General features: G+C 60.4%; 20 protein-coding genes and 2 pseudogenes. 10 read left to right on the forward strand and 12 right to left on the reverse strand.

The features are described from left to right. Window positions 1-9 precede the first annotated feature (9 nt). The 3 genes from ACJ8PL_RS05710 (at window position 10) to ACJ8PL_RS05720 (ending at window position 2,938) form a co-directional block, all read left to right on the forward strand. Window positions 10-1,050, forward strand: a complete 1,041-nt coding sequence (locus tag ACJ8PL_RS05710; RefSeq protein WP_025160279.1) for an ABC transporter permease — start codon at window positions 10-12, stop codon at window positions 1,048-1,050. A gap of 63 nt (window positions 1,051-1,113) precedes the next feature. Next, window positions 1,114-2,034 carry a sugar ABC transporter substrate-binding protein gene (locus tag ACJ8PL_RS05715; protein ID WP_048795219.1) on the forward strand — a complete coding sequence of 307 codons (921 nt, stop codon included), beginning with the start codon at window positions 1,114-1,116 and terminating at the stop codon, window positions 2,032-2,034. 139 nt (window positions 2,035-2,173) lie between these two features. Then, window positions 2,174-2,938 carry an SDR family oxidoreductase gene (locus tag ACJ8PL_RS05720; RefSeq protein WP_274985380.1) on the forward strand — a complete coding sequence of 255 codons (765 nt, stop codon included), beginning with the start codon at window positions 2,174-2,176 and terminating at the stop codon, window positions 2,936-2,938. 47 nt (window positions 2,939-2,985) lie between these two features. On the opposite strand, the gene metQ is transcribed toward ACJ8PL_RS05720, so the two are convergent. Beyond that, entirely contained in the window at window positions 2,986-3,801 is an 816-nt protein-coding gene (gene metQ / locus ACJ8PL_RS05725; RefSeq protein ID WP_016928123.1) for a methionine ABC transporter substrate-binding lipoprotein MetQ, read from the reverse strand. Window positions 3,802-4,037: 236 nt separating this feature from the next. Here metQ and ACJ8PL_RS05730 point away from each other — a divergent pair, with 236 nt between their 5' ends. The 5 genes from ACJ8PL_RS05730 (at window position 4,038) to ACJ8PL_RS05750 (ending at window position 6,519) form a co-directional block, all read left to right on the forward strand. Beyond that, a complete protein-coding gene (locus ACJ8PL_RS05730; protein ID WP_016928122.1) occupies window positions 4,038-4,556 on the forward strand; it encodes a hypothetical protein in 519 nt (172 codons plus the stop codon). Between the two features lie 147 nt (window positions 4,557-4,703). After that, window positions 4,704-5,129, forward strand: a complete 426-nt coding sequence (locus ACJ8PL_RS05735) for a universal stress protein (RefSeq protein WP_015377548.1) — start codon at window positions 4,704-4,706, stop codon at window positions 5,127-5,129. A gap of 110 nt (window positions 5,130-5,239) precedes the next feature. Beyond that, a complete protein-coding gene (locus tag ACJ8PL_RS05740) occupies window positions 5,240-5,554 on the forward strand; it encodes an ArsR/SmtB family transcription factor (protein ID WP_016928121.1) in 315 nt (104 codons plus the stop codon). Then, window positions 5,551-5,880, forward strand: coding sequence for an SRPBCC family protein (locus ACJ8PL_RS05745; protein WP_016928120.1), 330 nt, complete (start codon window positions 5,551-5,553; stop codon window positions 5,878-5,880). Before ACJ8PL_RS05740 ends, ACJ8PL_RS05745 begins: the two co-directional genes overlap by 4 nt. 45 nt (window positions 5,881-5,925) lie before the next feature. After that, on the forward strand, window positions 5,926-6,519 hold the full coding sequence (locus ACJ8PL_RS05750; protein ID WP_016928119.1) for an ATP-dependent Clp protease proteolytic subunit: 594 nt from the start codon (window positions 5,926-5,928) through the stop codon (window positions 6,517-6,519). A gap of 5 nt (window positions 6,520-6,524) precedes the next feature. Here the strand turns inward: ACJ8PL_RS05750 and ACJ8PL_RS05755 are convergent, their stop codons facing one another. From ACJ8PL_RS05755 to ACJ8PL_RS05780, 6 genes and pseudogenes are all read right to left on the reverse strand, one after another. Further along, window positions 6,525-7,391 carry a hypothetical protein gene (locus tag ACJ8PL_RS05755; RefSeq protein WP_033640644.1) on the reverse strand — a complete coding sequence of 289 codons (867 nt, stop codon included), beginning with the start codon at window positions 7,389-7,391 and terminating at the stop codon, window positions 6,525-6,527. A gap of 44 nt (window positions 7,392-7,435) precedes the next feature. Next, window positions 7,436-8,185: a fimbrial biogenesis chaperone gene (locus tag ACJ8PL_RS05760; protein ID WP_442530907.1), complete on the reverse strand. Its 750-nt coding sequence runs from the start codon at window positions 8,183-8,185 to the stop codon at window positions 7,436-7,438. Further along, window positions 8,185-9,525, reverse strand: a pseudogene (locus tag ACJ8PL_RS05765) (fimbrial protein). Before ACJ8PL_RS05765 ends, ACJ8PL_RS05760 begins: the two are co-directional and overlap by 1 nt. A gap of 27 nt (window positions 9,526-9,552) precedes the next feature. Next, window positions 9,553-12,084, reverse strand: a complete 2,532-nt coding sequence (locus ACJ8PL_RS05770; protein WP_318669658.1) for a fimbria/pilus outer membrane usher protein — start codon at window positions 12,082-12,084, stop codon at window positions 9,553-9,555. Between the two features lie 20 nt (window positions 12,085-12,104). Continuing rightward, complete coding sequence (locus tag ACJ8PL_RS05775; RefSeq protein ID WP_228988404.1) at window positions 12,105-12,857, reverse strand: fimbrial biogenesis chaperone; 753 nt, start codon at window positions 12,855-12,857, stop codon at window positions 12,105-12,107. Window positions 12,858-12,916: 59 nt separating this feature from the next. Next, the gene (locus ACJ8PL_RS05780; RefSeq protein ID WP_028128040.1) at window positions 12,917-13,450 is read right to left on the reverse strand and encodes a fimbrial protein; all 534 of its coding nucleotides are present in this window, start codon (window positions 13,448-13,450) and stop codon (window positions 12,917-12,919) included. 375 nt (window positions 13,451-13,825) lie between these two features. On the opposite strand from ACJ8PL_RS05780, the gene ACJ8PL_RS05785 reads away from it, so the two are divergent. Together ACJ8PL_RS05785 and ACJ8PL_RS05790 are read left to right on the forward strand one after the other, a co-directional pair. Beyond that, on the forward strand, window positions 13,826-14,509 hold the full coding sequence (locus ACJ8PL_RS05785; RefSeq protein WP_442530909.1) for a helix-turn-helix transcriptional regulator: 684 nt from the start codon (window positions 13,826-13,828) through the stop codon (window positions 14,507-14,509). A 38-nt stretch (window positions 14,510-14,547) separates the two neighbouring features. Next, window positions 14,548-14,910: pseudogene (locus tag ACJ8PL_RS05790) on the forward strand (tautomerase family protein); the annotation flags it as partial. A gap of 54 nt (window positions 14,911-14,964) precedes the next feature. On the opposite strand, the gene ACJ8PL_RS05795 reads toward ACJ8PL_RS05790, so the two are convergent. The 5 genes from ACJ8PL_RS05795 to ychF all read right to left on the reverse strand — a co-directional run bounded on the left by ACJ8PL_RS05795 (window position 14,965) and on the right by ychF (window position 22,352). After that, window positions 14,965-15,225 carry a transporter suffix domain-containing protein gene (locus ACJ8PL_RS05795; RefSeq protein ID WP_258029381.1) on the reverse strand — a complete coding sequence of 87 codons (261 nt, stop codon included), beginning with the start codon at window positions 15,223-15,225 and terminating at the stop codon, window positions 14,965-14,967. A 9-nt stretch (window positions 15,226-15,234) separates the two neighbouring features. Further along, window positions 15,235-18,291, reverse strand: coding sequence for an efflux RND transporter permease subunit (locus ACJ8PL_RS05800; RefSeq protein ID WP_442530910.1), 3,057 nt, complete (start codon window positions 18,289-18,291; stop codon window positions 15,235-15,237). A gap of 10 nt (window positions 18,292-18,301) precedes the next feature. Further along, a complete protein-coding gene (locus ACJ8PL_RS05805; protein WP_442530911.1) occupies window positions 18,302-19,468 on the reverse strand; it encodes an efflux RND transporter periplasmic adaptor subunit in 1,167 nt (388 codons plus the stop codon). A 911-nt stretch (window positions 19,469-20,379) separates the two neighbouring features. After that, window positions 20,380-20,964 (reverse strand): TetR/AcrR family transcriptional regulator, encoded by a 585-nt coding sequence (locus ACJ8PL_RS05810; protein ID WP_016928107.1) that lies wholly within the window; start codon window positions 20,962-20,964, stop codon window positions 20,380-20,382. A gap of 296 nt (window positions 20,965-21,260) precedes the next feature. Then, on the reverse strand, window positions 21,261-22,352 hold the full coding sequence (ychF, locus tag ACJ8PL_RS05815; RefSeq protein ID WP_442530912.1) for a redox-regulated ATPase YchF: 1,092 nt from the start codon (window positions 22,350-22,352) through the stop codon (window positions 21,261-21,263). Between the last annotated feature and the right edge of the window lie 144 nt (window positions 22,353-22,496).

Raw genomic sequence — 22,496 nt, forward strand, 5'->3', positions numbered from 1 at the left:
GTGAACATCATGAGTAACGTAAAGATTGAGAAGCCGCTCTCCGCCGATTCAACGGGCAAGGGAACGCTGTTCTCCGGGCTGAGCGGCAAAATGCCGAAGGATACCGGCATCTTCATCGTGATGATCGGCATCGCGCTGATCTTCGAAATCCTCGGCTGGTACATGCGCGATCAGTCGTTCCTGCTGAACCCGAACCGCCTGCTGCTGATCGTGCTGCAGGTGGCGATCATCGGCATCATCGCGGTGGGCGTCACCCAGGTGATCATCACCACCGGCATCGATCTCTCCTCCGGTTCGCTGATTGCGCTGACCGCGGTGGTGGCGGCCAGCTTGGCGCAGACCTCGGACAGCATTTCGCCGATGTACCCGGGGCTGCTCGATCTGCCGGCGGCGATCCCGATCGGCGCGGGGATTGGGGTGGGCATTGTCTGCGGCTTTATCAACGGCTTCCTGATCACCCGCACCGGCATTCCGCCGTTCATCGCCACGCTGGGGATGATGGTATCGGCGCGCGGTCTGGCGCAGTACTACACCAAGGGCAACCCGGTCAGCTTCCTGTCGGACGGCTTCACGTCAATCGGCCAGGGCGCGATGCCGGTGATCATCTTCCTAGTGATTGCGGTGATCTTCCATATCGCGCTCAAACACACCCGCTACGGCAAATACATCTACGCCATCGGCGGCAACATGACCTCGGCGCGGGTGTCCGGCATCAACGTCAACAAATATCTGGTGACGGTTTACACCATCGCCGGCGGGTTGGCGGGACTGGCGGGCGTGGTGCTGGCGGCGCGCGTCAGCAGCGGCCAGTCGAGCATGGGGATGTCGTACGAGCTGGACGCCATCGCCGCGGCGGTGATCGGCGGCAGCAGCCTGATGGGCGGCGTCGGGCGCATCACCGGCACGCTGATCGGCGCGGTGATCCTCGGCCTTATCAAAAGCGGTTTCACCTTTATCGGCGTCGATTCTTACATTCAGGACATCATCAAAGGCGTGATTATCGTCGCCGCCGTGTCGATCGACATGCGTCGCAACCGCAAAAAACACTGATTGCCGTGAATTGCCGCCGGCGCCAAGGTTGGCCGGCGGTGTTTTTTTACCGGGGGGCACATCATGAATTACCTGAAAGGGCTGTGGCTGGCGGTGGCGCTGTGTGCGTCCACCCCGGCATTGGCGCAAACCATCGGCGTATCGATGGCCTATTTCGACCAGAACTTCCTCACCATTATCCGCCAGGCGATCGACAAGGAGGCCAAGGCGCGCGGCATTACCGTGCAGTTCGAGGACGCGCGCGGCGACGTCGGCCGCCAGACCGATCAGGTGCAGAGTTTTATCAGCGCCGGGGTGGACGCGATTATCGTCGATCCGGTCAACTCGGCCAGCACGCCGGTAATGACCAAAATGGTGCAGGCCGCCGGCGTGCCGCTGGTGTACGTGAACCGCACGCCGGGCGACGCCAAACTGCCGCAGGGCGTGGTGTTCGTCGGCTCCGACGAGCGGGAATCCGGCACGCTGCAGATGGAAGAGTTGGCGCGGCTGGCCAACTATCAGGGCAACGTGGCGGTGATGATCGGCAACCTGACCGACGCCGGCGCGCTGCAGCGCACCAAAGACGTGGAGCAGGTGGTGGCCAGGTACCCGAAAATGAAGGTGGTGCAGAAGCAGAGCGCCAACTATTCACGCAGTGAAGGCATGGATCTGATGATGAACTGGCTGACCAACGGCGAAGCGATCGACATCGTCGCCGCCAACAACGACGAGATGGCGATCGGCGCGATCATGGCGCTGCAGCAGGCGGGCAAGGCGGACAAGAAAGTGCTGATCGGCGGCATCGACGCCACGCCCGACGGCCTCAAGGCGCTGGCCTCCGGCAAGATGCAGGTCACGGTGTTCCAGGACGCGGTCGGCCAGGGCAAGGCCTCGGTCGATGTGGCGCAGCGCATGATCAACGGTGAAAAGCTCGAGCCGTATTACTGGATCCCATTTGAGCTGGTGACGCCGGCCAATCAGGGAAAATACGCGGCCAGGCCGTGAGTTAACCGCCAGGTTCGCGTTGCCGGGGCGCTGCTTGCAGCGCCTTTTTCATTGGCGTCAGTTACATGTCCGCTTGCGGCCAGCGCGGCGCGGGATCTTGCCTCACACTGAGGATCTTTAAACCGCGTGAGGATGAGCGATGAATGCATTAAACGGCAAGGTGGCGGTGATCGGCGGCGCCAGTTCGGGGATCGGCAAAGCGGCGGCGCTGCTGTTCGCCCGGCAGGGGGCGGCGCTGGTGTTGGGCGCCCGGCGCGCGCCGCTGTTGGCCGAGTTGGTGGAGGACATTAGGCGCGAGGGCGGCCGAGCATTGGCGGTGTCGGGTGACGTGCGCGACGAAGCCTTCGCCGAACGGCTGACGGCGACGGCGGTCGACGAATTCGGCGGGCTGGATATCGCCTTCAACAACGCCGGCACCTTGGGGCCGCTGGGGCCGTCGCTGGCGCTCAGCGCGTCAGAATGGCGCGAGGTGCTGGAAACCAACCTGTCCAGCGCCTATTACGGCGCCAAGCATCAAATTCCCGCCATGCTGGCGCGTGGCGCGGGCTCGGTGATCTTCACCTCCACGTTCGTCGGCCACACCGCGGCGTTTCCCGGCACGGCAGCCTATGCGGCCGGCAAATCGGGGCTGATCGGTCTGACGCAGGCGCTGGCGGTGGAGTTTGGCGGGCGCGGCATTCGGGTGAACGCGCTGCTGCCGGGGGGCACCGACACGGCGATGGGCCGGCAGATGAGCAATACCCCGGAGGCGCTGGCGCAGGTGGCCGATCTGCACGCGCTGAAGCGGCTGGCGATGCCGGAGGAGATCGCGCAGGCGGCGCTGTATCTGGCGTCTGACGCTTCCTCATTCGTCACCGGCACCGCGATGCTGGTGGACGGCGGCGTGTCCATTCAGCGCGGCTGAGGTTGGCATGGCCCGTGGCCGGGCGTCACGGGCATGCGGGGGGAGGATCACCAGCCTTTGACGGCGTCCCCTTTGTAGATGTCGGCGGCGCTGGCCGCCACTTCGTCGGTCTGGTAGGCCTTGACCAGATCCTTCACTTTCTCGCTGTCTTTGTTGTCGATGCGGCTGGCGAAGATGTTGACGTAAGGCGAGTTTTTGTCTTCGACAAACAGCCCGTCCTTGGCCGGCGACAGGCCAATCTGGCTGGAATAGTTGGTGTTGATGATCGCCAGCGTCACCTGTTGGTCGTCCAGCGCGCGCGGCAGTTGCGGCGCTTCAATCTCGACGATCTTCAGCTTTTTCGGGTTGCTGACGATATCCAGCGCGGTCGGCAGCAGGCCGACGCCGTCTTTCAGGGTAATCAGCCCCTGTTTTTGCAACAGCAGCAGCGAACGGCCCAGGTTGGTCGGATCGTTAGGCACCGCCACCTGCGCGCCATCCGGCAACTGGCTGAGTGCGGTTATCTTCTTCGAATACCCGGCGATCGGGTAGACGAAGGTATTGCCCACCGCCGCCAGCTTGTAGCCACGCTCCTGCATCTGCTTGTCCAGGTAAGGCTTGTGCTGGAAGGCGTTGACGTCCAGATCGCCATTGTTCAGCGCTTCGTTCGGCAGCACGTAATCGTTGAAGGTCACCACCTCCACGTCCAGATCGTATTTTTGCTTGGCGACCTTCTGCACCACCGCCCACAGCGACTGATCGATGCCGGCGCTGATGCCGACCTTGATGTGGTGCTCGTCCTGTGCGGTCGGGCCGCAGGCGGTCAGCAGCAGCGTGCCGGCGGCGGCCAGCGCCAACGTGAGGTTTTTCAGCGTAAATGTCATTTTCCCAGGGTCCTTGTCAACATTGCCTGCTAATTTTGGCGGGCAGAATAGTGGCAGTGACTGTAGGTAATCGCTGGGCTAAAACAAAATACTGATTCACTATGACTCATAGCGATTAGCTATGAGCGGTCGCTGCCCGGCGCGGTGCGGATTGTTTTGACGGCGAATCGGCGGGCTTATTATGATAGCCGTTGGCCCGTAAGGGCAGACTGGGTACTGAAACGAAGGAATAGACAATGCGATTGAACACTTGGAGCAAGGCGCTGCTGCCGCTGGTGGTGTTGGCCTGCGTCTCGGCGACTCAGGTTAGGGCGGCGGAGAGCGATACCGGGCCGATCCCTAAACAGCTGCTGGGCAACTGGCGCGTCAGCAAAATTGTGCCAACTCAAACCACCGGCTGCTGGGATCAGCAACAGGCGCAGAGCCTGATCGGCGGCAAAATCAGCTATAAGGCGGACGCGTTCAGCTGGAATGACACGGCGCTGAAAAGCGAAGGGGCGACCGTCAGCACCGTAGAAGCGCAGGAGTTTGTCGAGGACAATGCCGGCAGCAGCTCCTATATCGATTTCCCGATGCTGGGCATCAGCACGCCGTCGGTCGAGCGTGTGGCCATTCAGCACGCGGATACCGTTATCAAAGGCATCACCGATCAGGGCACTGATGGGGTGCCCGGCGATAACGTGCTGGTGAAAGACGCCAACACGCTGATCCTGTCGTTGTGCAACGTCTGGTTTGAGGCGCAGCGCGAGAAATAATTTCTGCCTTCAGCCCCGGCAACGGGGCTTTCCCACCGCATCACCTCCCGCCATGAGCGCCATTTCTGAACTAAAATTAATCATAACGATATGACCCCGGCGTGATATCGGAGCCTCGGCTCAACCGAGTCCATGACAGGAGGCGCTATGTGTTACCACCATATTGTCATCGCCACCGATCTGAGCGATGACGGCAAACGGCTGGTCGAAAAGGGGGCGTTGCTGGCGGAGGCGCTGCAGGCCAAACTCTCGCTGATCTATGTGGACGTCCACTACGACACCTACCACGCGGCGATCGGCTTTTCGGAACGCAGCTATGACGGCGTGCCGTTCGAAGAGAAGATCCGCAAAGAGCTGGAACCCACCACGCAAAACGTCAATTACCCGATCGCGGAAGTGATTATCGGGCGCGGCGGCTTCGTTGACGAACTGCGCACGGCGGTCGTGGACAAGAACATCGATCTGTTGGTGTTCGGCCATCACCACGATCTGTGGAGCAACCTGTTTTCCTCTACCCGCAACGCCATCAACCAACTGAATATCGACGTGCTGGTGATCCCGATCCGTTCATAAGCGCGATCATGCCTCGTCCATTCACTCCGCGCTGCGGCGCGGAGTCTCTTTTGCAGCAAAAAATGCCGTGCTCGGTTGCATAATACATAAGTGAATACTAATGTGTTTATATGAACGAAAATGACATCTTCAAGGCGTTGGCCGATCCGACCCGCCGCCGCATCTTCGACAAACTCGCTGTCGCCAGCATGAACGCCAGTGCGTTGCGCGAAGGGCTGCCCATCAGCCAGTCGGCGATGTCACAACACCTGGCGGTGCTGCGTAACGCCGGACTGGTACGCGAGACGAAGCAGGGGCGCTGCGTCAATTACCAGGTCGACCCGGAAGGGCTGGCGCAGATCGCCCAGTGGCTGGCGAAGTACCGCGCCTACTGGCCGGCGCGCATCGACGCGCTGCAAACCTTGCTGAAGGACATGGATCAATGAACAAACAGGCTGAGCGGCCGCCGCGCGACCGGCTGGTGTTGGAGTATGCGATCGAGGCGCCGCCGGAAAAAGTGTGGCGCGCGCTCAGCGTTCCCGAATTGCGCGAGCAATGGCTGCCGACGGGGGATTTGGCGCAGGCTGAACCGTTGGCCGCCACGCCGGGCGAGGCGGTGAGCTATCGCCTGCGCGACGACCAACCGCCGTTTCTCGAAAGCGTCGTCACCCTGCAGATCGTGCCGGACGCCGGCGGCGGCAGCCTGCTGCGGATTATCCACCAGCTCGACGCCGCCAACGATGGCCCGCCGACGGTGATGCGCGCCGCCTGACGCGTTAAACACATTTCTCTTTGTTGCCAACCCAGGAGTTCACCGATGCGTGAGAAGATGATGCTCGTCCCGATGGTGGTGGAACAGACCAGCCGGGGAGAACGTTCCTTTGATATTTATTCGCGCCTGCTGCGCGATCGGATCGTGTTCCTTAACGGCGAAGTCAACGACGACGTGGCCGAAATGCTGTGTGCCCAGTTGCTGTTTCTGGAGGCGGAAAACCCGGAAAAACCGATCCACCTGTACATCAACTCGCCGGGCGGGGCGATCACCAGCGGGCTGGCGATTTACGACACCATGCAGTATATCCGCGCGCCGGTGCATACGCTGTGCATGGGCACCGCGCGTTCGATGGGGTCGTTCCTGTTGATGGCCGGCGAACCGGGGCACCGCATGGCGCTGCCTAATGCCAGCCTGCACGTGCACCAGCCGCTGGGCGGCTTTCAGGGGCAGGCCTCCGACATCTTGATCCACGCCGAAGAGATGAAGCGCACCAAAGATCGGGTGATTCGGCTGTATGCCCAACATTGCGGCCTAAGTTATGAAGAGGTGGAGCGGGTGTTGGATCGCGATCGCTTCATGACCGCCGACGAAGCGGCGGTCTGGGGGTTGATCGATCGGGTATTGCGGGCGCGGTAAAGGGCTCAGGAGTGCGAGGCGGATTGTTGCGTTTGCCAAACCCGTTCAAGCCCGAATTCGACCATCGCAAAATAGAGACTGAAATAGCGTTCCGCCATGATGAAGAACGAACTGTTGAGTTCGATCACCACATTATTGGTGGTGGTCAGCAGGCCGGATTTTTCCGCCGCCTGCAGAATGCGGTTCACGTGCGCGCGTGAGACGGAGCAGGACTTGGCGATTTTGGCCGAGGAGAGCAGCAGAAAAGGGGAGTCCTGTCGGATGCTTTCGATAAACAGCATCAACAGCACCATGTGGCCGGCATCTTTGCTGATAAACAGCCCTGACTGTTGCACCAGATCGATCAGGTAGATCTCCTTGAGCATCAGTTGTCCGTAGGCGGCGAAAAAGGTGGACAGAAAGCCGGGCGCCGCCAGCAGCGCCGCGATGGGCATCTGTGGTGCCAGCGCCTGATAAGGCCGCGCCATTGAGGCGATCAGCGCCTGGGTTTCCGCCAGCGCGTGCGGCGTAGGCTTATAGCGTAACTGGCGTTTGTCATGCTCACAGGGTTTGACCTCCAACCGGCGCCCGACCCGCAAAAAAAACAGAAAGGAGTCCAGGGAGTTCTCGCTGATCAAATTTTTCCCTTTAAAAAAGGCTTTGATGTCTTTCAGCCCGGCGGCGGGCTGATGGTAATAAATGGACAGGATGGTGGAACAAATGATGAACCGGCTGTTCCTGAAGATGATTTTGTAAAACAGCGGATGTTTCTTGTAGGTCTCTTTCAATAACTCCCCGTGTTTGACGATGGCGGCGTGAAACGCCGGTGACTGCCTGATGATGTTGGCCTGTTTCTCCAGGTGAAACTGTAGCTGGAATCTGCTGAGACTCATTTTCCCTATTTCCTGTACTTAAAAAAATGTGCTGCTTTTTATCGTTATGGGTTTGCTGTGTATGACTTGACGATCTGTTGGCCCTGGTCGTTGATGAGGGTGGCCTGAACGGTGATCTGAGAGGAGAGTTCCGACGCTGCAACGTTGTCCAGGTGATAATCTCGCGTGCTGAATGGCGCGGTCATCATGTCGCTTTCTTGCCGCACCGGGGCATCGCGCCTGTCGGTTTGCACGGTGATGCGAGCGAACGAGAGATAAAACGCCGACCGGTTGTGACAGCGCAGCAGATAGCCACGCGGTGATTTTTGCAGCGTGAACGAAACGGCCTCGGCCGCGTTGTCGGCGTTTCCCTTCAGCGCGCTGGGGCGGTAGAAGATTTTCATCTGCGTGTTCATCGCCAGCGTCACGCGCGCCGCCAGCGGCGGCGTGGCCGGCCGGCTGGGCGGGATCTCATACAGGTTAAGCCAGAACACCGACTCCCTGTCGGCGGGCAGGCTCGCGCCGGCAAACAGGATCCGCAGCCCTTTCAGCGCCGAAGGCTGCAGGGCGAATACGCTCGGCAGGGTGACAAACGGCGCGCGGGACAGTTCGGGGGCGGCGTTGACGTCACCGTTATCGACCCAGGTTTGCGCCACGATCGGATAGCCGTTGGTGTTGAGCAGCATCAGGGTTTTTTCCGTCTCGCCCTCGTGAAAGATCACCCGCGTGGCGGAGGCGATGATGCCCGCCTGCGCGCCAATGGAAGCCAGCGCCAGCAGCAGGGCGCATCCGATAATCAGGCATTTCTTTCTCATCATTGCACCTTAACCCAGACGTAGGCCCTGGCGTCCACCTTGCCGGCGGTGACGGTTTGGCCAGGCAGCCGGGCGAGCGTGGCGGTGAGCTGGGTGGTGTAGTGGGTAAACCCCGCCGCGGTGCTGCCGCCGCCGCTGGCGCCGTTGAGCACCGGATACCAGCCGGCGTCGTTGCCCTGCGGGCATTGCCCGGCGCTGCAGCGCGCCCAGCCGACAAAGTTCATCGGCGCGCCGTTGCCGGCGTTGGCGAGCGCGATGCCCACGCCGGTAGCGACGCTGCTGTCGGTGCCGTAGCCGCTGGAGAGCAGGTAACTCACGCCGCCGTTGGCGCTGACCAACCCGAGTCGCTGCGCCGCGACATAGCTTTCATACGGCACCTGCAGGCCGAGGGCGGTATTGTTGCTGCTGACGCCGGACACGGCGGCGTTGTCACATTCGATATTGAGGGTGAACTGCGCCTGTGAGGTTTGCCCGGCGGTCAACTGGCTGACGGAGAGGGTCGGCAGGATCACCAGCGGCGTGACGTTGCGCGCCACGCAGGTGGCGGTATAGGTCAGCGAAGAGATCGGTGCGGTGCCCATGCCCATCGCATTCCAGCGCCCGGTGCCCTAGGTGGCGTAGTTGGTGGCGGAATCGCTGCCGATAGGATCCGAGGCGATGCCGGGCCCCTGAAAGGTGACATAGCCGTTCGGCTGCGTGCAGGTATAGTTCGAATTGCCGGTGGTCGACGCCATGCCCACCAGCGGGTTGCCGGCGCTGTAGCCGCAGTAGTTGCTGGCGCCCGCGCCCGGCAGCGAGCTGATGCGGATCAGATCGGCGCGGATGGCGCTGAAGTCTTTCACCCGGATCTGGATTTTGTTGCCCACGGTGGCGTAGCGGGTAATCGGCGCCGACTGCCAGTAACGGGTAAAAACCTTGCCGGAATCCAGGTGGGTCAAACGGATGCCGACGTAAGGGAAGTAGGTGGCGTAATAGTTGGGGTTGCCGTCCCTGGCGCCCAGATCGTAATAACCGCCGACGCGATCGTCGCCGTTGGTGGCGAAGACTTCATAAATTTGCCCGACATCGCCGGCATCGCATTCATACAGCACCTTATTGGGATCGGGGTAGCGGGTGCCGGAGGTCAGATCGAACACGCTGGTGCCGAGCGGCGTGCCGACGGGCTGCAGATAGGTGCTGGTCAGGTTGACCCGACCCAGCGCCGTGCCCACCCCGCAAGGATCGCAGCCGGAGTCGATCCAGGGGGCGACCCGCGTGCATTGCGCCAGCGCCGCGGGTGCGCCGAACAGCGACAGGGCGAACAGCGCCGGGGCGGCGACCAGATAAGAAATGCGTTTCATCGTCTCTCCTGAGATAAGTTAAACGGGCTAGCGGCACGGGGCGCTGAGCCGTTGGATCGGGCTGTCTTCCGCGACGGGCAGGCGGTAATGCAGCGTGCACTGCTGACCGGGCGCGTCGCCCCAGTTCAGCGTCAGCACACCGGCATTCCGGTCGCTGCGCAGATACACCTGATTGGCCTGGCCGACCATGCCCACGCTGTTCCCCGCCTTATCCAATACGTTGGCGCCCATCGGGATCGGCGCGTTATCGGGCCGCTGCGCGGTGATCAGCAGCGCCTGGCCGCGCACGGTGTTGAAGCGCAGGCGCACCGTGGCGCCGGCGTACGGCGCGACGCGCCGCTGGCCGTCTTCCAGTTCCGCTTTGTCATTCATGCCCTCGGGGTTCAGCGCGACGGTGTTGTAGTGATAGGGCACCAGCGCCGGCGCCAGCGCATAGCCGAAGCGATCGACACGCGCGCCTTGGCCGTCCATCACCTGCGCGCCGCTGGCGCCGGGCGCCTCGATCAGGGCGAAGGTGTCACCGACATACGGCCCTAATGTCACGCCGCCGCGGTGCGCCACCACCGCGCCCTGCAGCGACAGTGAGCCTTGTCGATACTGGCGCGCGGTGGAGAACGAGCCGGTGACGTTGGCGTAGGGCAGGCGGGTTTGCAGGTTGCCGCCCCAGATGCTTTGTTGGCGATCGTCGTCGGTGGTGAAGTTCAGGCCGTAGCTGACTGGCTGCTCGTCACCGACGCTGCCCGACAGCGCAGCCTGATAGTTGCCGCCCTGACCCTGGCTGTGGTTGGCCAGCAGCGAGACGCTGGGGGCGGATGACGAACGCCCGAGCGGGAAGCTCAGCGACAGGGCGGTGACGGTCTGCGTGTTCTGCGCCAGCGGCGCGCTGTAGACGTTGTCCAGCGGCCCGTAGCCGCGATAGTCGCCGTTGCTGTAGCCCAAGCTGCGGGTGCGGGTGACGGAGAGGTTAAGCGCCACGCCGTTGCCGAAGGTTTTCCCCCAGCCCAACTGGAGCTGATTATCGCGGCCGCGCTGATCGCGGTAGTCCTGGGTCGAGCCGGACATCGTCAGGCTGCCGAACGCGCCCATGCCCTGATTGACGGCCACCTCGAAACGCGAACGCTGGCGGTAGGAGTCGGACTGCCAGCGTTGGCCGGTGACGGCGGCGCGCCGCACGCCGAGCACGTCGCTGAGATCGCGGAAACCTTCGGTGGAGTAGCGGTAGCCGGCGATGGATAAGGTGGTGTCCGTCGGGCTGAAGGTTCGGCTGTAAGAGAGATGCAGCATCCAGCCTGAGGCGCCGCCGTCCGGCAGGCTGGCGTGGGAATAGGTGGTGTCCATGCCGAAGGCGCCCAGTTCGTTGCTGTACACGCCGCCCAGCATCATCGCCTGATAGCCGTCCGCCAGCTGATTGCCGAGGTTGAAGGTCAGGGCGTTGGTCAGGCCGTGCTGCCAGGTCACTTCGCTGAACAGATCGTTGTCGCCGACGTAGCGGGAACGGCCGACAATGGCGGAGTAGCGAGACTGGCCGGGGCGGATGGATTCCGGCACTGCGGCGAACGGCACGGTGAAGGTGCTGACGCTGCCGTCGGCTTCGGTCACCACTACGGTCAGATCGCCGGCGTAGTTGGTGGCGTACAGATCGTTGATGGCGAACGGCCCCGGCGCTACGGTGGTTTCGTACAGCGTGCTTTTGCCCTGCAGCACCGTCACGCGCGCGTTGCTTTTCGCCACGCCGCGCACCACCGGCGCATAGCCGCGCTGTGAATCCGGCAGCATGCGATCGTCCGAACTGAGCTGAATGCCGCGAAAGCCCAGGCCAGAGAAGAAGTGCCCGTCGGTAAAGCCTTCGCCCAACAGCATTTCGCTGCGCCAGGGCAGGATTGCGCGCTGCACGTAGCGGCGGCTGGTGTCCAGGTGACCGCCGAACTCCCGATCGTAGCGGTAGCTGGACTGCTGACGGTAGCGCCATAGCCCGAGGTTGAACCCGCCGTTCAGGTTGGCGTAGGTCGAATCGAGGTCGCGGGTTTGCCCCTGCCGGTAGCTGACGTGGTACTGGTTGAGGTTGTAATTGACGAAGGCCATCGATTCGCCGCTGTCCAGGCTGGCGGGGTTGACGCTGCCGCGCGGCTGGCCGTTCAACAGCGCCTGCGGAATGCTCAGATCCAGCCGCAGCCGCGAGATATCGGCGTTCGCCGCGATGTCTTTGAGATCCCGGCCGGGCAGCAGGCATTCCGCCTCGGCCGCCGGCGGATTCTTCAGCCCGAAGCGTGTCAGCTGCGGCCGATCGAAACAGGGCAGCACCTGCTTGTCTGCGCGCACGAAGCGAATTTGGTCGCGCTCGAGAAACTGGCCGTTGAGGTACAGATCGATCTGATAGCTGCCGGGGGCGACGGCGTCCTGTTGGTTGAACTGGCTCAGGGCGCTGTTGCTCAGCACGCTGCCGCGCAGCAGCGCGGGATCGAAGGTATAGCCGTCGGCGGCGGCGCAGCCCAGCGGCAGCGCCAGCAGCGCGCAGCACCAGCGCGCGGGCAGCGGCGTCGCCTTGCGGACATCGAACATGAAAGCCTCCCTGTCTGGTTTCAGCGCGCGACGTTCAGGGTGCGCGTGATTTCCACCCCATAGTCATTGATGACGCGCAGCGCGACCTGCCGCACTTCCCCGTTCACCGGCCAATTGGCCTGCGAAAAGGGCGGGATCAGATCCGCCTGCGGAATGGCGCTGCGCTTCGCGCCGCTCAGAATTACCGCCTGGCTGACGTTGGCGTAGTAGCCGGTCGGGTTGTCGACGCGCAGCGCGTTGCCGACCTGGCGCAGGCTAAGGCGATCGATGACGTGGTTGGCGTCGCCGGCCAGCCCGGCGGGGCGATAGAACACCTTCAGCCGATTGGTGACCACCAGCAGCAGTTTGTTCTTGTCGCTGTCCGTCTGACGCACGGCGGGCACCTGCAGGAAGTTGAGGTAGAACAGCGATTCGCGATCGCGCGCCAGCGGCTGGCCGACGAACGACAGCCGCACCATTTGCCCGCTGTGCGGATTCATGCGGAAGATTTGCGGCGAGGCGACAAAGGGCGCATCGGCGTTTTCCGGCGTGGACTGCGGGTTATTGATGTCGAGCCAGATCTGCATCAGCGCCGGGGTGCCGTCGTCATTGGTGAATTGCAGCGTTTTTTCCCGCGCCTCGGCGGGGTAGATCACGCGGTTGCCGAGCAGCGTTACGCTGGCCAAGGCGTGGGTGGCGGCAAAACTCATCAGGCAAAGCGACAGGGCGGCCCATCGGCGGGCGGAGCGGGTTATCTGCGGCATAAACGTGAACCGATAAAGGGAGCGAGTCATTCAGCGCCGCCCGCTAAGGAACGGCGCTGGCATCAACAGGTATGGCGCCTGACGCCGGCTTATTTGTAGCTAATGGCGAACTGGGCGGTGGCGATCACCGAACCGGCCGCCACGCCGGTGTCTTCCGCGTAATAGCGGGCCACCAGATTCTGTGAGGTGGAGGTGGCGTCCTTCGCCAGCGTCATCGCGGAGGTGGTGACGGTCGAACCGCTGGCGAATGACAGCGGCGTGGTGGCGTCGCTGTCCAGCAGTTGAATGGACACCTTGGCCGCATCGCCCGCGTTCCCCAGGTTGCCGTTGGTAGTCGGGTTGTTGCCCGCCAGCACGGTTTTGATCGCCGTATCGCTGGTCGCCGCGGCGCAGCCCGTCACGTTAACGGTAAAGGTGGTGTCGCCGGCGGTGGCGCCTTTGGCGGCGAGTTTGCTGGCGGCGACGGTCGGCAGCAACACGACCGGGTTGGATTGGTTGCCGTTAATATTCACCGAACAGGTTTGCGTGCTGACTTCGCCTTTGAATTGCACGGTATTGGATGAGGCGGCCGCACAGGCGCCGGTGAGAGCCAGCATGGATAATGCGACTAATTTAACATTCATGTGAAATGCCCTTTAATTAACTTTAGAGAAAAGCTTTCCTGACAGTAATAAATTACTGACGTGCGTTTGTTGATTAATCATGTTGCGCAATTGTTTTTTAAACGCGTCGGCAAACATGGATTTTCATCCTAACAAACTAAGAATTTTCCCTATAGGTGTTTTCCGCATGGTAATAAGGTGGTAGTACGGGTTGTTACATTTATTTTCATTTTCCCTTATGTCATACAAAATGGAAAATAGATCTATATCATTGTGTTGCGTTTTTATTGGGTTGTCAGTTTTTGCTTATGAAATAATTTGAAACATTCATGCCTTTTTTGCGTATTAATCAACGTACTGACTGCTGCGTGATTATTTGAAAAACATGTTATCAAGATGTTTTATATCGGTGTGCTTTGCAAGCGAATTACCCCAAAAAAGAACAGCGACAAGCTACCTAAGGTGTGGAAGCATGTTTTTATGCTGATAAGGAGAATTAAAGTGAGAGTGATTTATATCGACGGTTCGTCGTTGTGCCGGTTAGGTATGAAAACATTATTGGGGGGTGGGGTGATAACCTTATCTGCGCCTAATATTAACATCGTTAAAAATATAAGCCCGGCGCCTGATTTAATTATCATGGATTTTCCCCATGAAATCTATCGGTTCGAAGCCTATTTGAGGTTTGTTGACCTTTGCCGCGCTGAATATAAAGACGTCCGGATACTGTTCTTCGTCGATAAGACTTCGCCGCTGATCCTGGCATTTATCGCGGCGGCGCGGCCGGATGCGATTTTGCACAAACGGGAAGCGCTGCGGGTGGTGCGGGAAACCTGCGCGGCGCTAGCCCGCCGTGAAGCGGCGGGCGAACGGCGCGTGGTGAACCGGCATCGGGCGGCGGCGATCACGCCTGGCGAGGCGGCGGTACTGTGTGAAACCGCCCGCACCGAAGATATCCGCCAGACCGCGCGGCGGCTGAATTTGCACCCGAAAACCGTTTATTCGCACCTCAACAATGCCGGCAAGAAGTTCGGCATCCGTAATCGGGTGGAACTGCTGAAGATGATTGCGCTGTTGTAGCGCGCCGTTAACGGGCCTGGACGACGGCCAGCCGCCATCGCGCGATCGCACAGAAGGCCACCGCCCTGTATCAGGACTTCTTGCCGCGTTTTTACGTCAACGTGTTTTTTCACGCGCTGCCGCCAGGGTCGGCCTATCTCGGCGGCGAGCCGGCCGATGACTTCGTGCGGGTGACCATCGATCATATCGCCCGCGCCATGGACAACGACGCGGAGCAGCTGCAATTCCTGGTGGCCTGCACCCGCATCCTGCAACCCGACATCGCCGCCCGCGGGCTGTGTCGGGAACTGCACGCCGACGAAACGCCGTTCTCGCTGTGGACCATTGACGGATTGAAACCGCCGGCGCCGGGGGAGAGGTGGCGCAGCGAGAATCGGCCCTCGGCGTGGGAGGGAAGTTGATGGGGGCGCGGCGGCGGCAAAACGCTATTCGCCACCGCGAACCGTTATCAGCGCTTAGCCTTTTCGCTTAAAGACCTTCTGCCGCAGCCAGTGTTTGATCTGACCCCAATACTCTTTGCCCAGCAGGGCGATGGCAATGACAAACAAGGTTTCACCGACCACGACAAGCGTAGAGACAACGACAATCTTGTAGGGAATGTCGAGGAACGGAATGACAGGAAATGCCAGCCAATACAGCAAAACCACGATAAGCATGGCAAACCCGGCTTTTTTCCTCCCGCTCAGGTTCTTGCTGCGTGCCAGTAGGCTGGGCAACTTGCGCAGTCAGTTTTCGAGATCGTCAATCAGGGTATAAACGACAGGGATAACCAGCAGGCTCAGCACGGTGGAGGTGATCAATCCTCCGATGACGGCCACCGCCATCGGGCTGCGGAAGCTGGGATCGGCACTGCCGAAACCCAGAGCCACGGGCAACATGCCCGCCCCCATCGCTAACGTCGTCATGATGACGGGGCGGGAACGTTTGTGGCAGGCATCAATCAGCGCCTCTGTCCGGCTCATGGGTTTATTGAGCACTTCGCCATTCGGGCCGTAATGGCCGCGCCGTGACTCGATCGCATAATCGACCAGCAGGATCGAGTTTTTGGTCGCAATCCCCATCAACATGATTAACCCGATCAGGGATGACATCGTGAACGACTGGCCCGCCAGCAGTAACCCAACGAATGCGCCGCCCAATGACAGCGGGAGCGCGGCCAGAATGGTGATCGGTTGGAAGAAGTCTTTGAACAGCAGAACCAGCACGATATAGATGGCCAGGATGCCGGCGACCATTGCCGTACCGAAACCGGAAAACAGCTCCTTCATCATTTCGTCATCACCCTGCACAACCTGGTGCACGCCGGCCGGCAGATTCTGGACTGACGGCAGCTTCGCCACTTGAGCGGCCAGATCCCCGAGCTGGGTGCCCGACAGTTCCACGTCAAGGGTCACGCTGCGTGTGCGATTGATGCGATTAATCTGCGCCGGCCCACTGCCTTGCTCGATATTGACGATCTGATTGAGCAGCACCGGGCCTCTGGCGCCTGGTACGGTCAAACGTTCAAGTACCCCCATATCTTCACGGATGTCCTTTGACAGCTTGACGACGATCGGGATCTGGCGCTGCTCCACGTTGAATTTTGACAGAAACTGATCGTAGTCACCCACGGTTGCGATACGCAAGGTATCGGCAATCGCGACGCCCGATACCCCCAGATCGGCCGCTTTGGCGAAATTGGGCTGCAAGAGGACTTCGCTGCGCGCCAGCCCGGCGCTGGAGGCAATATTGCCGAGGCCGGGGATCTGCCGCAGGTCACTTAATACGGCATCGGCCGCCTTTGCCAGCAGCTGAGGATCATCGCCGGCCAGCACCAATTGGTATTTCTCACCTGAGCCGCCAAACCCCACCTTGCTGCGCACGCCCGGAAGTGCTGCCATCGCCGTACGTATCTCGCCTTCGATGATCTGTTTCTTCGGGCGCTCGTTACGCGCATCCAACAACACCGTCAGCGTTGCCATGCGAACATCGGTTTTTCCGTCGGAAGCCATGACATCGCCGCCCGTTGCGCCGCCACCGATGGTGGTATAGATGTTGCGGATATGCGGGATGGGGGCCAGGCGATGCCGAGCGCGTTCGGCCACTGCCTGGGTTTGTTCCAGCGTGCTCCCCGGCGGCAGTTCCAACGTCACCTGCGTCTGGGAGTTGTCATCTGCAGGGAAAAAGCCCTGGGGCAGCAGAGGGATAAGCATCAGAGAGCCGATAAAGAACCCGCCGGCCAGCGCCAGGGTGAGCCCGCGGTGCCGCAGCGTCCACCGACAGGCGCGCAGGTAGAGCGCCATCCAGAAAGGATCGCGCTGAGGGCGCGTATGCGGCTTCATCAGGTAGGCGGCCATCATCGGCGTCAGCAAGCGCGCCACAACCAGAGACGCAAACACCGCCAGCGCCGCCGTCCATCCAAACTGCGTGAAGAATCTTCCGGCAACGCCGGACATGAAGGCCGTCGGCAGGAAAACGGCGATCAAGGCAAATGTCGTGGCGACGACGGCCAGGCCGATTTCCGATGCGGCATCCATCGCGGCCTGGTACGGCGGTTTGCCCATGCCGATGTGGCGTTCGATGTTCTCCACTTCGACGATGGCATCATCCACCAACAGGCCAATCACCAGCGACAGCGCCAGCAGCGTGACGATACTGAGCGAGAAGCCCATCATGTCCATACCGATGAAGGCCGGTAAAATCGACAGGGGCAATGCCGCCGCCGAGATCAACGTCGCTCGGATATCGCGCAGAAACATGAAGACCACCAGGATGGCGAGAATGGCGCCTTCATAAATCATGTGCATGGAGGCGTCGAACTCCTCCTGCACAGGCCGGACAAAGTCGAAGACCTGCGTGACGTGCAAATCAGGCCGCTCCGCACGCAATTGCGCCAGAACTTTTTCAACCTTGTCGCCGACCTCGACTTCACCGGCGCCTTTGGCGCGCGTGATCTCAAAGCCAACCACCTTCTGGCCGTTGAGGAGCGCAAGTGAACTGCGTTCCGCAATGGTGTCTTTCAGCGTCGCCACGTCGTCCAGGCGAAAACGTTGCCCGCCGGGCAACGACAGTTCGACCGCGGCTAATTCATCCACGTTCTTGACGCGGGCGACCAAACGCAGCGGCTGTTTTCCCCGCCCCAGATCGACTCGCCCGCCCGTCGCGTCCATCTGTACATCGCGCAACTGGCGGGAAACCTCGGCGGCGGTGGCGCCAATCGCCTCCAGTTTGACCGGATCGAGTTCGACTTGGATCTCGCGGTTCACGCCGCCCACACGGGTGACCGACCCTACGCCGGCGACGCCTCTCAGACGCCGCGACAGGGTATTGTCCACAAACCAGGACAGCTCATTCTCATCCATCTTGCTGGCGCTGATGGAAAAGGCCAGGACAGGTTTGCCCGTGATGTTGAGCTTGCGAACGATAGGATCACGCAAATCCGTCGGTAATTCGGTGCGAATGCTTTGCACGGCTGAGCGGACTTCATCCACCGCTTCCTGAACGGGTTTTTCCAGACGAAACTCCGCTGAGATATCGACCAGTCCATCCTGGATCGTGGTGCGCAGGTTCTTCAAACCCTGTACCGAAGAGACGGTGTCCTCCAGCTTGCGCGCCACCTCCGTTTCGAGCTGGGGCGGCGCAGCGCCCGGAAGCGAAGCGGATACGGTGACCGTGGGCACATCCATGTCCGGGAAGCTCTGGATCTTCATCAATTTGAAAGAATAAAAGCCGGCAACGCTCAAGATGACAAAGAGCAAGATGGACGGAATAGGGTTGCGAATGGACCAGGTTGAGATATTCATAATGGGCCTCTTAGCGCGGATCCGATGAGTTGGAAGCCTCGGCCGTGTTGGCCAACTGGACTTTATCGCCCTCATTGAGGAACACGCCGCCGCTGGCGACGATGCGTTCCGCGCCTTGAAGACCGGACAGGATCTCCTGCTGGTCATTCACCAGACGGCCTACCGCGACTTTAAGCGGATGTGCATGCAGCTCGTCATCTACGGTGAACACCAGGTGAAAACCGTCGCGCGCCACGACGGCGGATTGCGGCACGGTCAGCCCTTGCCGATCGCCCACCGTAATCGTACCGCTGGCATACGTGCCGGGCCGAATCGGCGAGGCATTCTTCGCGGTTGATGGGAGGATGTCCACATAGGCAATTCCGCGGCGCGAGGTCGAATTGACCGTCGGTGCCGCCAGGCGCACGATGCCTTCCCAGGTGTTACCGCCAGGTGAAGCGATCTGCGCTTTTTGCCCCGGTTGGATTTGTTCCAGCTGCTGCGCCGACAATTCCGCTCGCCATTCAAATTTTCCCTGGCGGATCAGGCGGAACATTTCGGTGCTTTGCATAGGAACTGAACCGACCGCGGCCGATCGCGCGGAAATGATGCCGTCATCGGGGGCGCGCAATATCGTCTGGTCTAGTCGCAACTGCTGGGCCGCCATCCGCGCTTTCGCCGATTCCAGACGCGCCTGCGCCGTTTTTTCCTGGGTTAACAGTTTTTGGATATCCTGTTCGCTCAGGCTGCCGACACCGCGCAACAACCGCGCTCGTTTTCCATCCGCTTGCGCATTCAACGCGACCGCTTTCGCTTCGTTGAGATCGGCTTTCGCCAGCAGCCAGTCATTCATCACGGAATCGCGTGTAAATTCCGCCAGAGGTTGGCCCTGGCGCACCACATCCCCTTCCTGCACCAACAGTTTTTGCACGCGCAGTCCATTGGCCTCCGGGCTGATGATCGCCTCTTGCCAGGCCGCAATCGAACCATTGGCCGTGATGGTGCGGGAAAGGGATTGTCTTGCCGGCGTCGTCAGGGCCACGGTCAGCGTCGGTTTATCTGCCGGTGGGGTAACCTTGTCCGCCGGCGCATCGCAGGCCGATAAGGCGGCGGCAATCGGCATCATCAGCGCGGTTGTACGAAGTGTCTGTAAAGACCAAAAGCGGGGGCGCGTGTTTTGAGCTATCAGTTGTGTCATCGGGAGAACCCATAAGGTAATTATTTGTCTGTCGGACCAGTCGCCAACGGCGCGGCGATGTATTGTTCTGTATTGAATTTCAAACGAATCCGGTGCTGTTCTGCTGCGGTTCAGCCTGGCGTTGAAGCACTGTTCGCTCTGACGAAGTGAACAAACGCCGTATCCACTTCCGCACGGTCGATCGCACGCGGTTATGATGCTCATGCGGTTCAGCCTGCCAATCCGCTGCGCTTTCGCCGGGTTCGGTATCCACGCGCGATAAATCCAACATCAAGGAAACGGAATTCCTGGTGGTGTGGCGGTTGCTCCCGTTTCCATCGGCAGCGGTCTTGCCACGCTCGGCGACGTCCCCACGCAGAGGGGAGGACGTTCGACGCGGGGGCGTTTGTCTCGCCCGTTCGGGGGATTCAGGCAATGGCGCGCTTTGGAGAGAGAACGCGTGTTGTCGCCGGCAGGTGCGTGATGCGTAATAGAGGGCCGCAGCCTCTGCCGCAACCAGTTTGCGAGCGTCATTCCATAACGCTTGAACGCACTCCAAATTTGCACGCGCAACCGGCGTTTTTGCTCCGCGCTCATTCTCCTCGTGACTGGGCTTGCCAGCCGGAGCGCGCAAGCGCCGGGTGCCTGATTCATTTCGGGCGGAGGGCCATGCATTCCACACAGGCACGTGTGCCGAGTCAGGCAGGGAGGCTCGCCATGTTGCTGGAACATGCTGGGTTCCTGACAGACGGTCTGATGCAGGCGAGGTTACGCACCCGCAGAGGATCAAAGACACGTTGAGAATAATTGTGAGTCGGCGGAGCTTTGGACAGGCCCGTCTCCGCAGCATTTTTAGTTTTGAAACGGGTGGCATGATTGTCGTGTCTTTTTAATGCGTGAGTACATACTCATTATTTAATTAAAAAAATAAGCTAGATGGCTGTATGAGCGCCAGGAAGCTCAATGGCCCGCACCATGGCTTCATAACCTGCGCGTTTGTAAATATCCAACAGGTGCGGTTTTTGAACGGCCATATCGATAACGCCATTGGCCATTACCGTGCAGATCATGCCCTGAAACTCGCTCGACTGCGCTAAATCCAGCCCTTGGACCAATGGAATACCCAGCTGGGAAATATCACCGAACCGTACGCTTCTTTCCCTCTGTGCAGGGGATAACTTGCCGGAGACCATCAATTTGTTCCCTGTCGCATACGCGGCGGGATTGGCGAGCGCCCAATCAATGTAGGCATCCCAGGCGAGCTGCATTTGATCTTTACCCGGCAAAACGCCCTGCAAGCTTTGCGTCAGCAGGCGCTCCATTTCATCAAGCAGGTAGTCGCAGACTGCGCTCAGCAGTACGTCCTTATTTTCAAAGTAGCGGAACAGCGTGCCTTCCGAGACGCCGGCTTTCCTGGCGATGGCCGATGTGGGTGCCGCTAATCCTTGTTCGGCAAAAATGTCGGTGGCGGCCTGCAAGAGCGCCTGCTGCTTTTCTTCACTGCGGGGACGGGCCACGGTGAGGCTCCTTTAATAAGTGAGTAAATACTCATTATAAAGACGCGAGGGAAGATGACAAGCTTTTTCCTGTCGGACAAGGGATCAACACGAGAGCCGTTTTTCGTGCTGCGATGGGGATAATGCCGTCATGACGGGCGCAATGAAACGTACGGCGAGATCGTTTTGTGGGAAACATGAGACCGTGATGCTCTGTGTCCAGACCGTCAAAACACAGAACCGAGAAACAAAAAATCCACGCCGAAGCGTGGATTTTTCCGTTTCCGGCAGCGGAGAGAAACGCTGCGGGGAAGGGGTTAGACGTTAAACAAGAAGTTCATCACGTCGCCGTCTTTGACGATGTAGTCTTTACCTTCGGAGCGCATTTTGCCGGCTTCCTTGGCGCCTTGCTCACCCTTGTAGGTGATGAAGTCGTCAAAGGCGATGGTTTGCGCGCGGATAAAGCCTTTCTCGAAGTCGGTGTGGATCTTGCCGGCCGCCTGCGGAGCGGTGGCGCCGACCGGGATGGTCCAGGCGCGCACTTCTTTCACGCCGGCGGTGAAGTAGGTCTGCAGGTTCAGCAGCTCGTAACCGGCGCGGATCACGCGGTTCAGGCCCGGCTCTTCCAGACCCAGCTCGGCCATGAATTCGTCGCGCTCTTCGTCTTCCAGCTCGGCGATGTCGGATTCCACGGCGGCGCACACGGCGACCACCACGGAGCCTTCGGCGTCGGCGATTTTACGCACGGTCTCCAGGTACGGGTTGTTCTCGAAGCCGTCTTCGTTGACGTTGGCGATGTACATGGTCGGCTTCAGCGTCAGGAAGCTCAGGTATTTGATCGCCGCCTTGTCTTCCGCGGTCAGATCCAGCGCGCGCAGCATGCCGGCGTTTTCCAGGTGCGGCAGGCATTTCTCCAGCGCCGCCAGCTCGGCCTTGGCGTCTTTGTCGCCGCCTTTGGCTTTCTTCTGCACGCGGTGGATGGCGCGCTCGCAGGTGTCCAGGTCAGACAGCGCCAGCTCGGTGTTGATGACGTCGATGTCTTCGGCCGGATCGACCTTGTTGTTGACGTGGATGATGTTGTCGTTCTCGAAGCAGCGCACCACGTGGCCGATGGCTTCGGTTTCGCGGATGTTGGTCAGGAACTGGTTGCCCAGGCCTTCACCCTTGGACGCGCCTTTCACCAGGCCGGCGATGTCGACGAATTCCATGGTGGTCGGCAGAATGCGCTGCGGCTTGACGATCTCGGCCAGCTTATCCAGACGCGGATCGGGCATCGGCACCACACCGGTGTTCGGTTCAATGGTGCAGAACGGGAAGTTGGCTGCTTCAATGCCCGCTTTGGTCAACGCGTTGAACAGGGTGGATTTGCCTACGTTAGGCAGGCCGACGATACCGCATTTGAATCCCATGTTGTAATCACCTTAAATATCTTAACTATCAGCTGGTTAGGTTTAACCGACTGCATAAAGGGCAAAATAATGCCGCCATTATACACGTAATGGGCGTTTATCTCGATCAGACTTGCTTGGCGGGGGTGAGCGCAGCGCGGGCGA

It is taken from the genome of Serratia sp. CY83965 (assembly GCF_052166375.1).
GTDB classification, from domain to species: Bacteria; Pseudomonadota; Gammaproteobacteria; order Enterobacterales; family Enterobacteriaceae; genus Serratia; species Serratia marcescens.

Excerpts from the sequence above, each read along its gene's own strand:
- ACJ8PL_RS05770 (WP_318669658.1), bottom strand. The coding sequence starts at position 12,084 with ATGTTCGATGTCCGCAAGGCGACGCCGCTGCCCGCGCGCTGGTGCTGC.
- ACJ8PL_RS05730 (WP_016928122.1), top strand. The coding sequence starts at position 4,038 with ATGCGATTGAACACTTGGAGCAAGGCGCTGCTGCCGCTGGTGGTGTTG.
- ACJ8PL_RS05775 (WP_228988404.1), bottom strand. The coding sequence starts at position 12,857 with ATGACTCGCTCCCTTTATCGGTTCACGTTTATGCCGCAGATAACCCGC.
- ACJ8PL_RS05735 (WP_015377548.1), top strand. The coding sequence starts at position 4,704 with ATGTGTTACCACCATATTGTCATCGCCACCGATCTGAGCGATGACGGC.
- ACJ8PL_RS05715 (WP_048795219.1), top strand. The coding sequence starts at position 1,114 with ATGAATTACCTGAAAGGGCTGTGGCTGGCGGTGGCGCTGTGTGCGTCC.
- ACJ8PL_RS05720 (WP_274985380.1), top strand. The coding sequence starts at position 2,174 with ATGAATGCATTAAACGGCAAGGTGGCGGTGATCGGCGGCGCCAGTTCG.
- ACJ8PL_RS05800 (WP_442530910.1), bottom strand. The coding sequence starts at position 18,291 with ATGAATATCTCAACCTGGTCCATTCGCAACCCTATTCCGTCCATCTTG.
- ACJ8PL_RS05780 (WP_028128040.1), bottom strand. The coding sequence starts at position 13,450 with ATGAATGTTAAATTAGTCGCATTATCCATGCTGGCTCTCACCGGCGCC.
- ACJ8PL_RS05760 (WP_442530907.1), bottom strand. The coding sequence starts at position 8,185 with ATGAGAAAGAAATGCCTGATTATCGGATGCGCCCTGCTGCTGGCGCTG.
- ACJ8PL_RS05750 (WP_016928119.1), top strand. The coding sequence starts at position 5,926 with ATGCGTGAGAAGATGATGCTCGTCCCGATGGTGGTGGAACAGACCAGC.
- ACJ8PL_RS05805 (WP_442530911.1), bottom strand. The coding sequence starts at position 19,468 with ATGACACAACTGATAGCTCAAAACACGCGCCCCCGCTTTTGGTCTTTA.
- ACJ8PL_RS05740 (WP_016928121.1), top strand. The coding sequence starts at position 5,240 with ATGAACGAAAATGACATCTTCAAGGCGTTGGCCGATCCGACCCGCCGC.
- ACJ8PL_RS05785 (WP_442530909.1), top strand. The coding sequence starts at position 13,826 with ATGTTTTATATCGGTGTGCTTTGCAAGCGAATTACCCCAAAAAAGAAC.
- ACJ8PL_RS05755 (WP_033640644.1), bottom strand. The coding sequence starts at position 7,391 with ATGAGTCTCAGCAGATTCCAGCTACAGTTTCACCTGGAGAAACAGGCC.
- metQ (WP_016928123.1), bottom strand. The coding sequence starts at position 3,801 with ATGACATTTACGCTGAAAAACCTCACGTTGGCGCTGGCCGCCGCCGGC.
- ACJ8PL_RS05710 (WP_025160279.1), top strand. The coding sequence starts at position 10 with ATGAGTAACGTAAAGATTGAGAAGCCGCTCTCCGCCGATTCAACGGGC.
- ACJ8PL_RS05745 (WP_016928120.1), top strand. The coding sequence starts at position 5,551 with ATGAACAAACAGGCTGAGCGGCCGCCGCGCGACCGGCTGGTGTTGGAG.
- ychF (WP_442530912.1), bottom strand. The coding sequence starts at position 22,352 with ATGGGATTCAAATGCGGTATCGTCGGCCTGCCTAACGTAGGCAAATCC.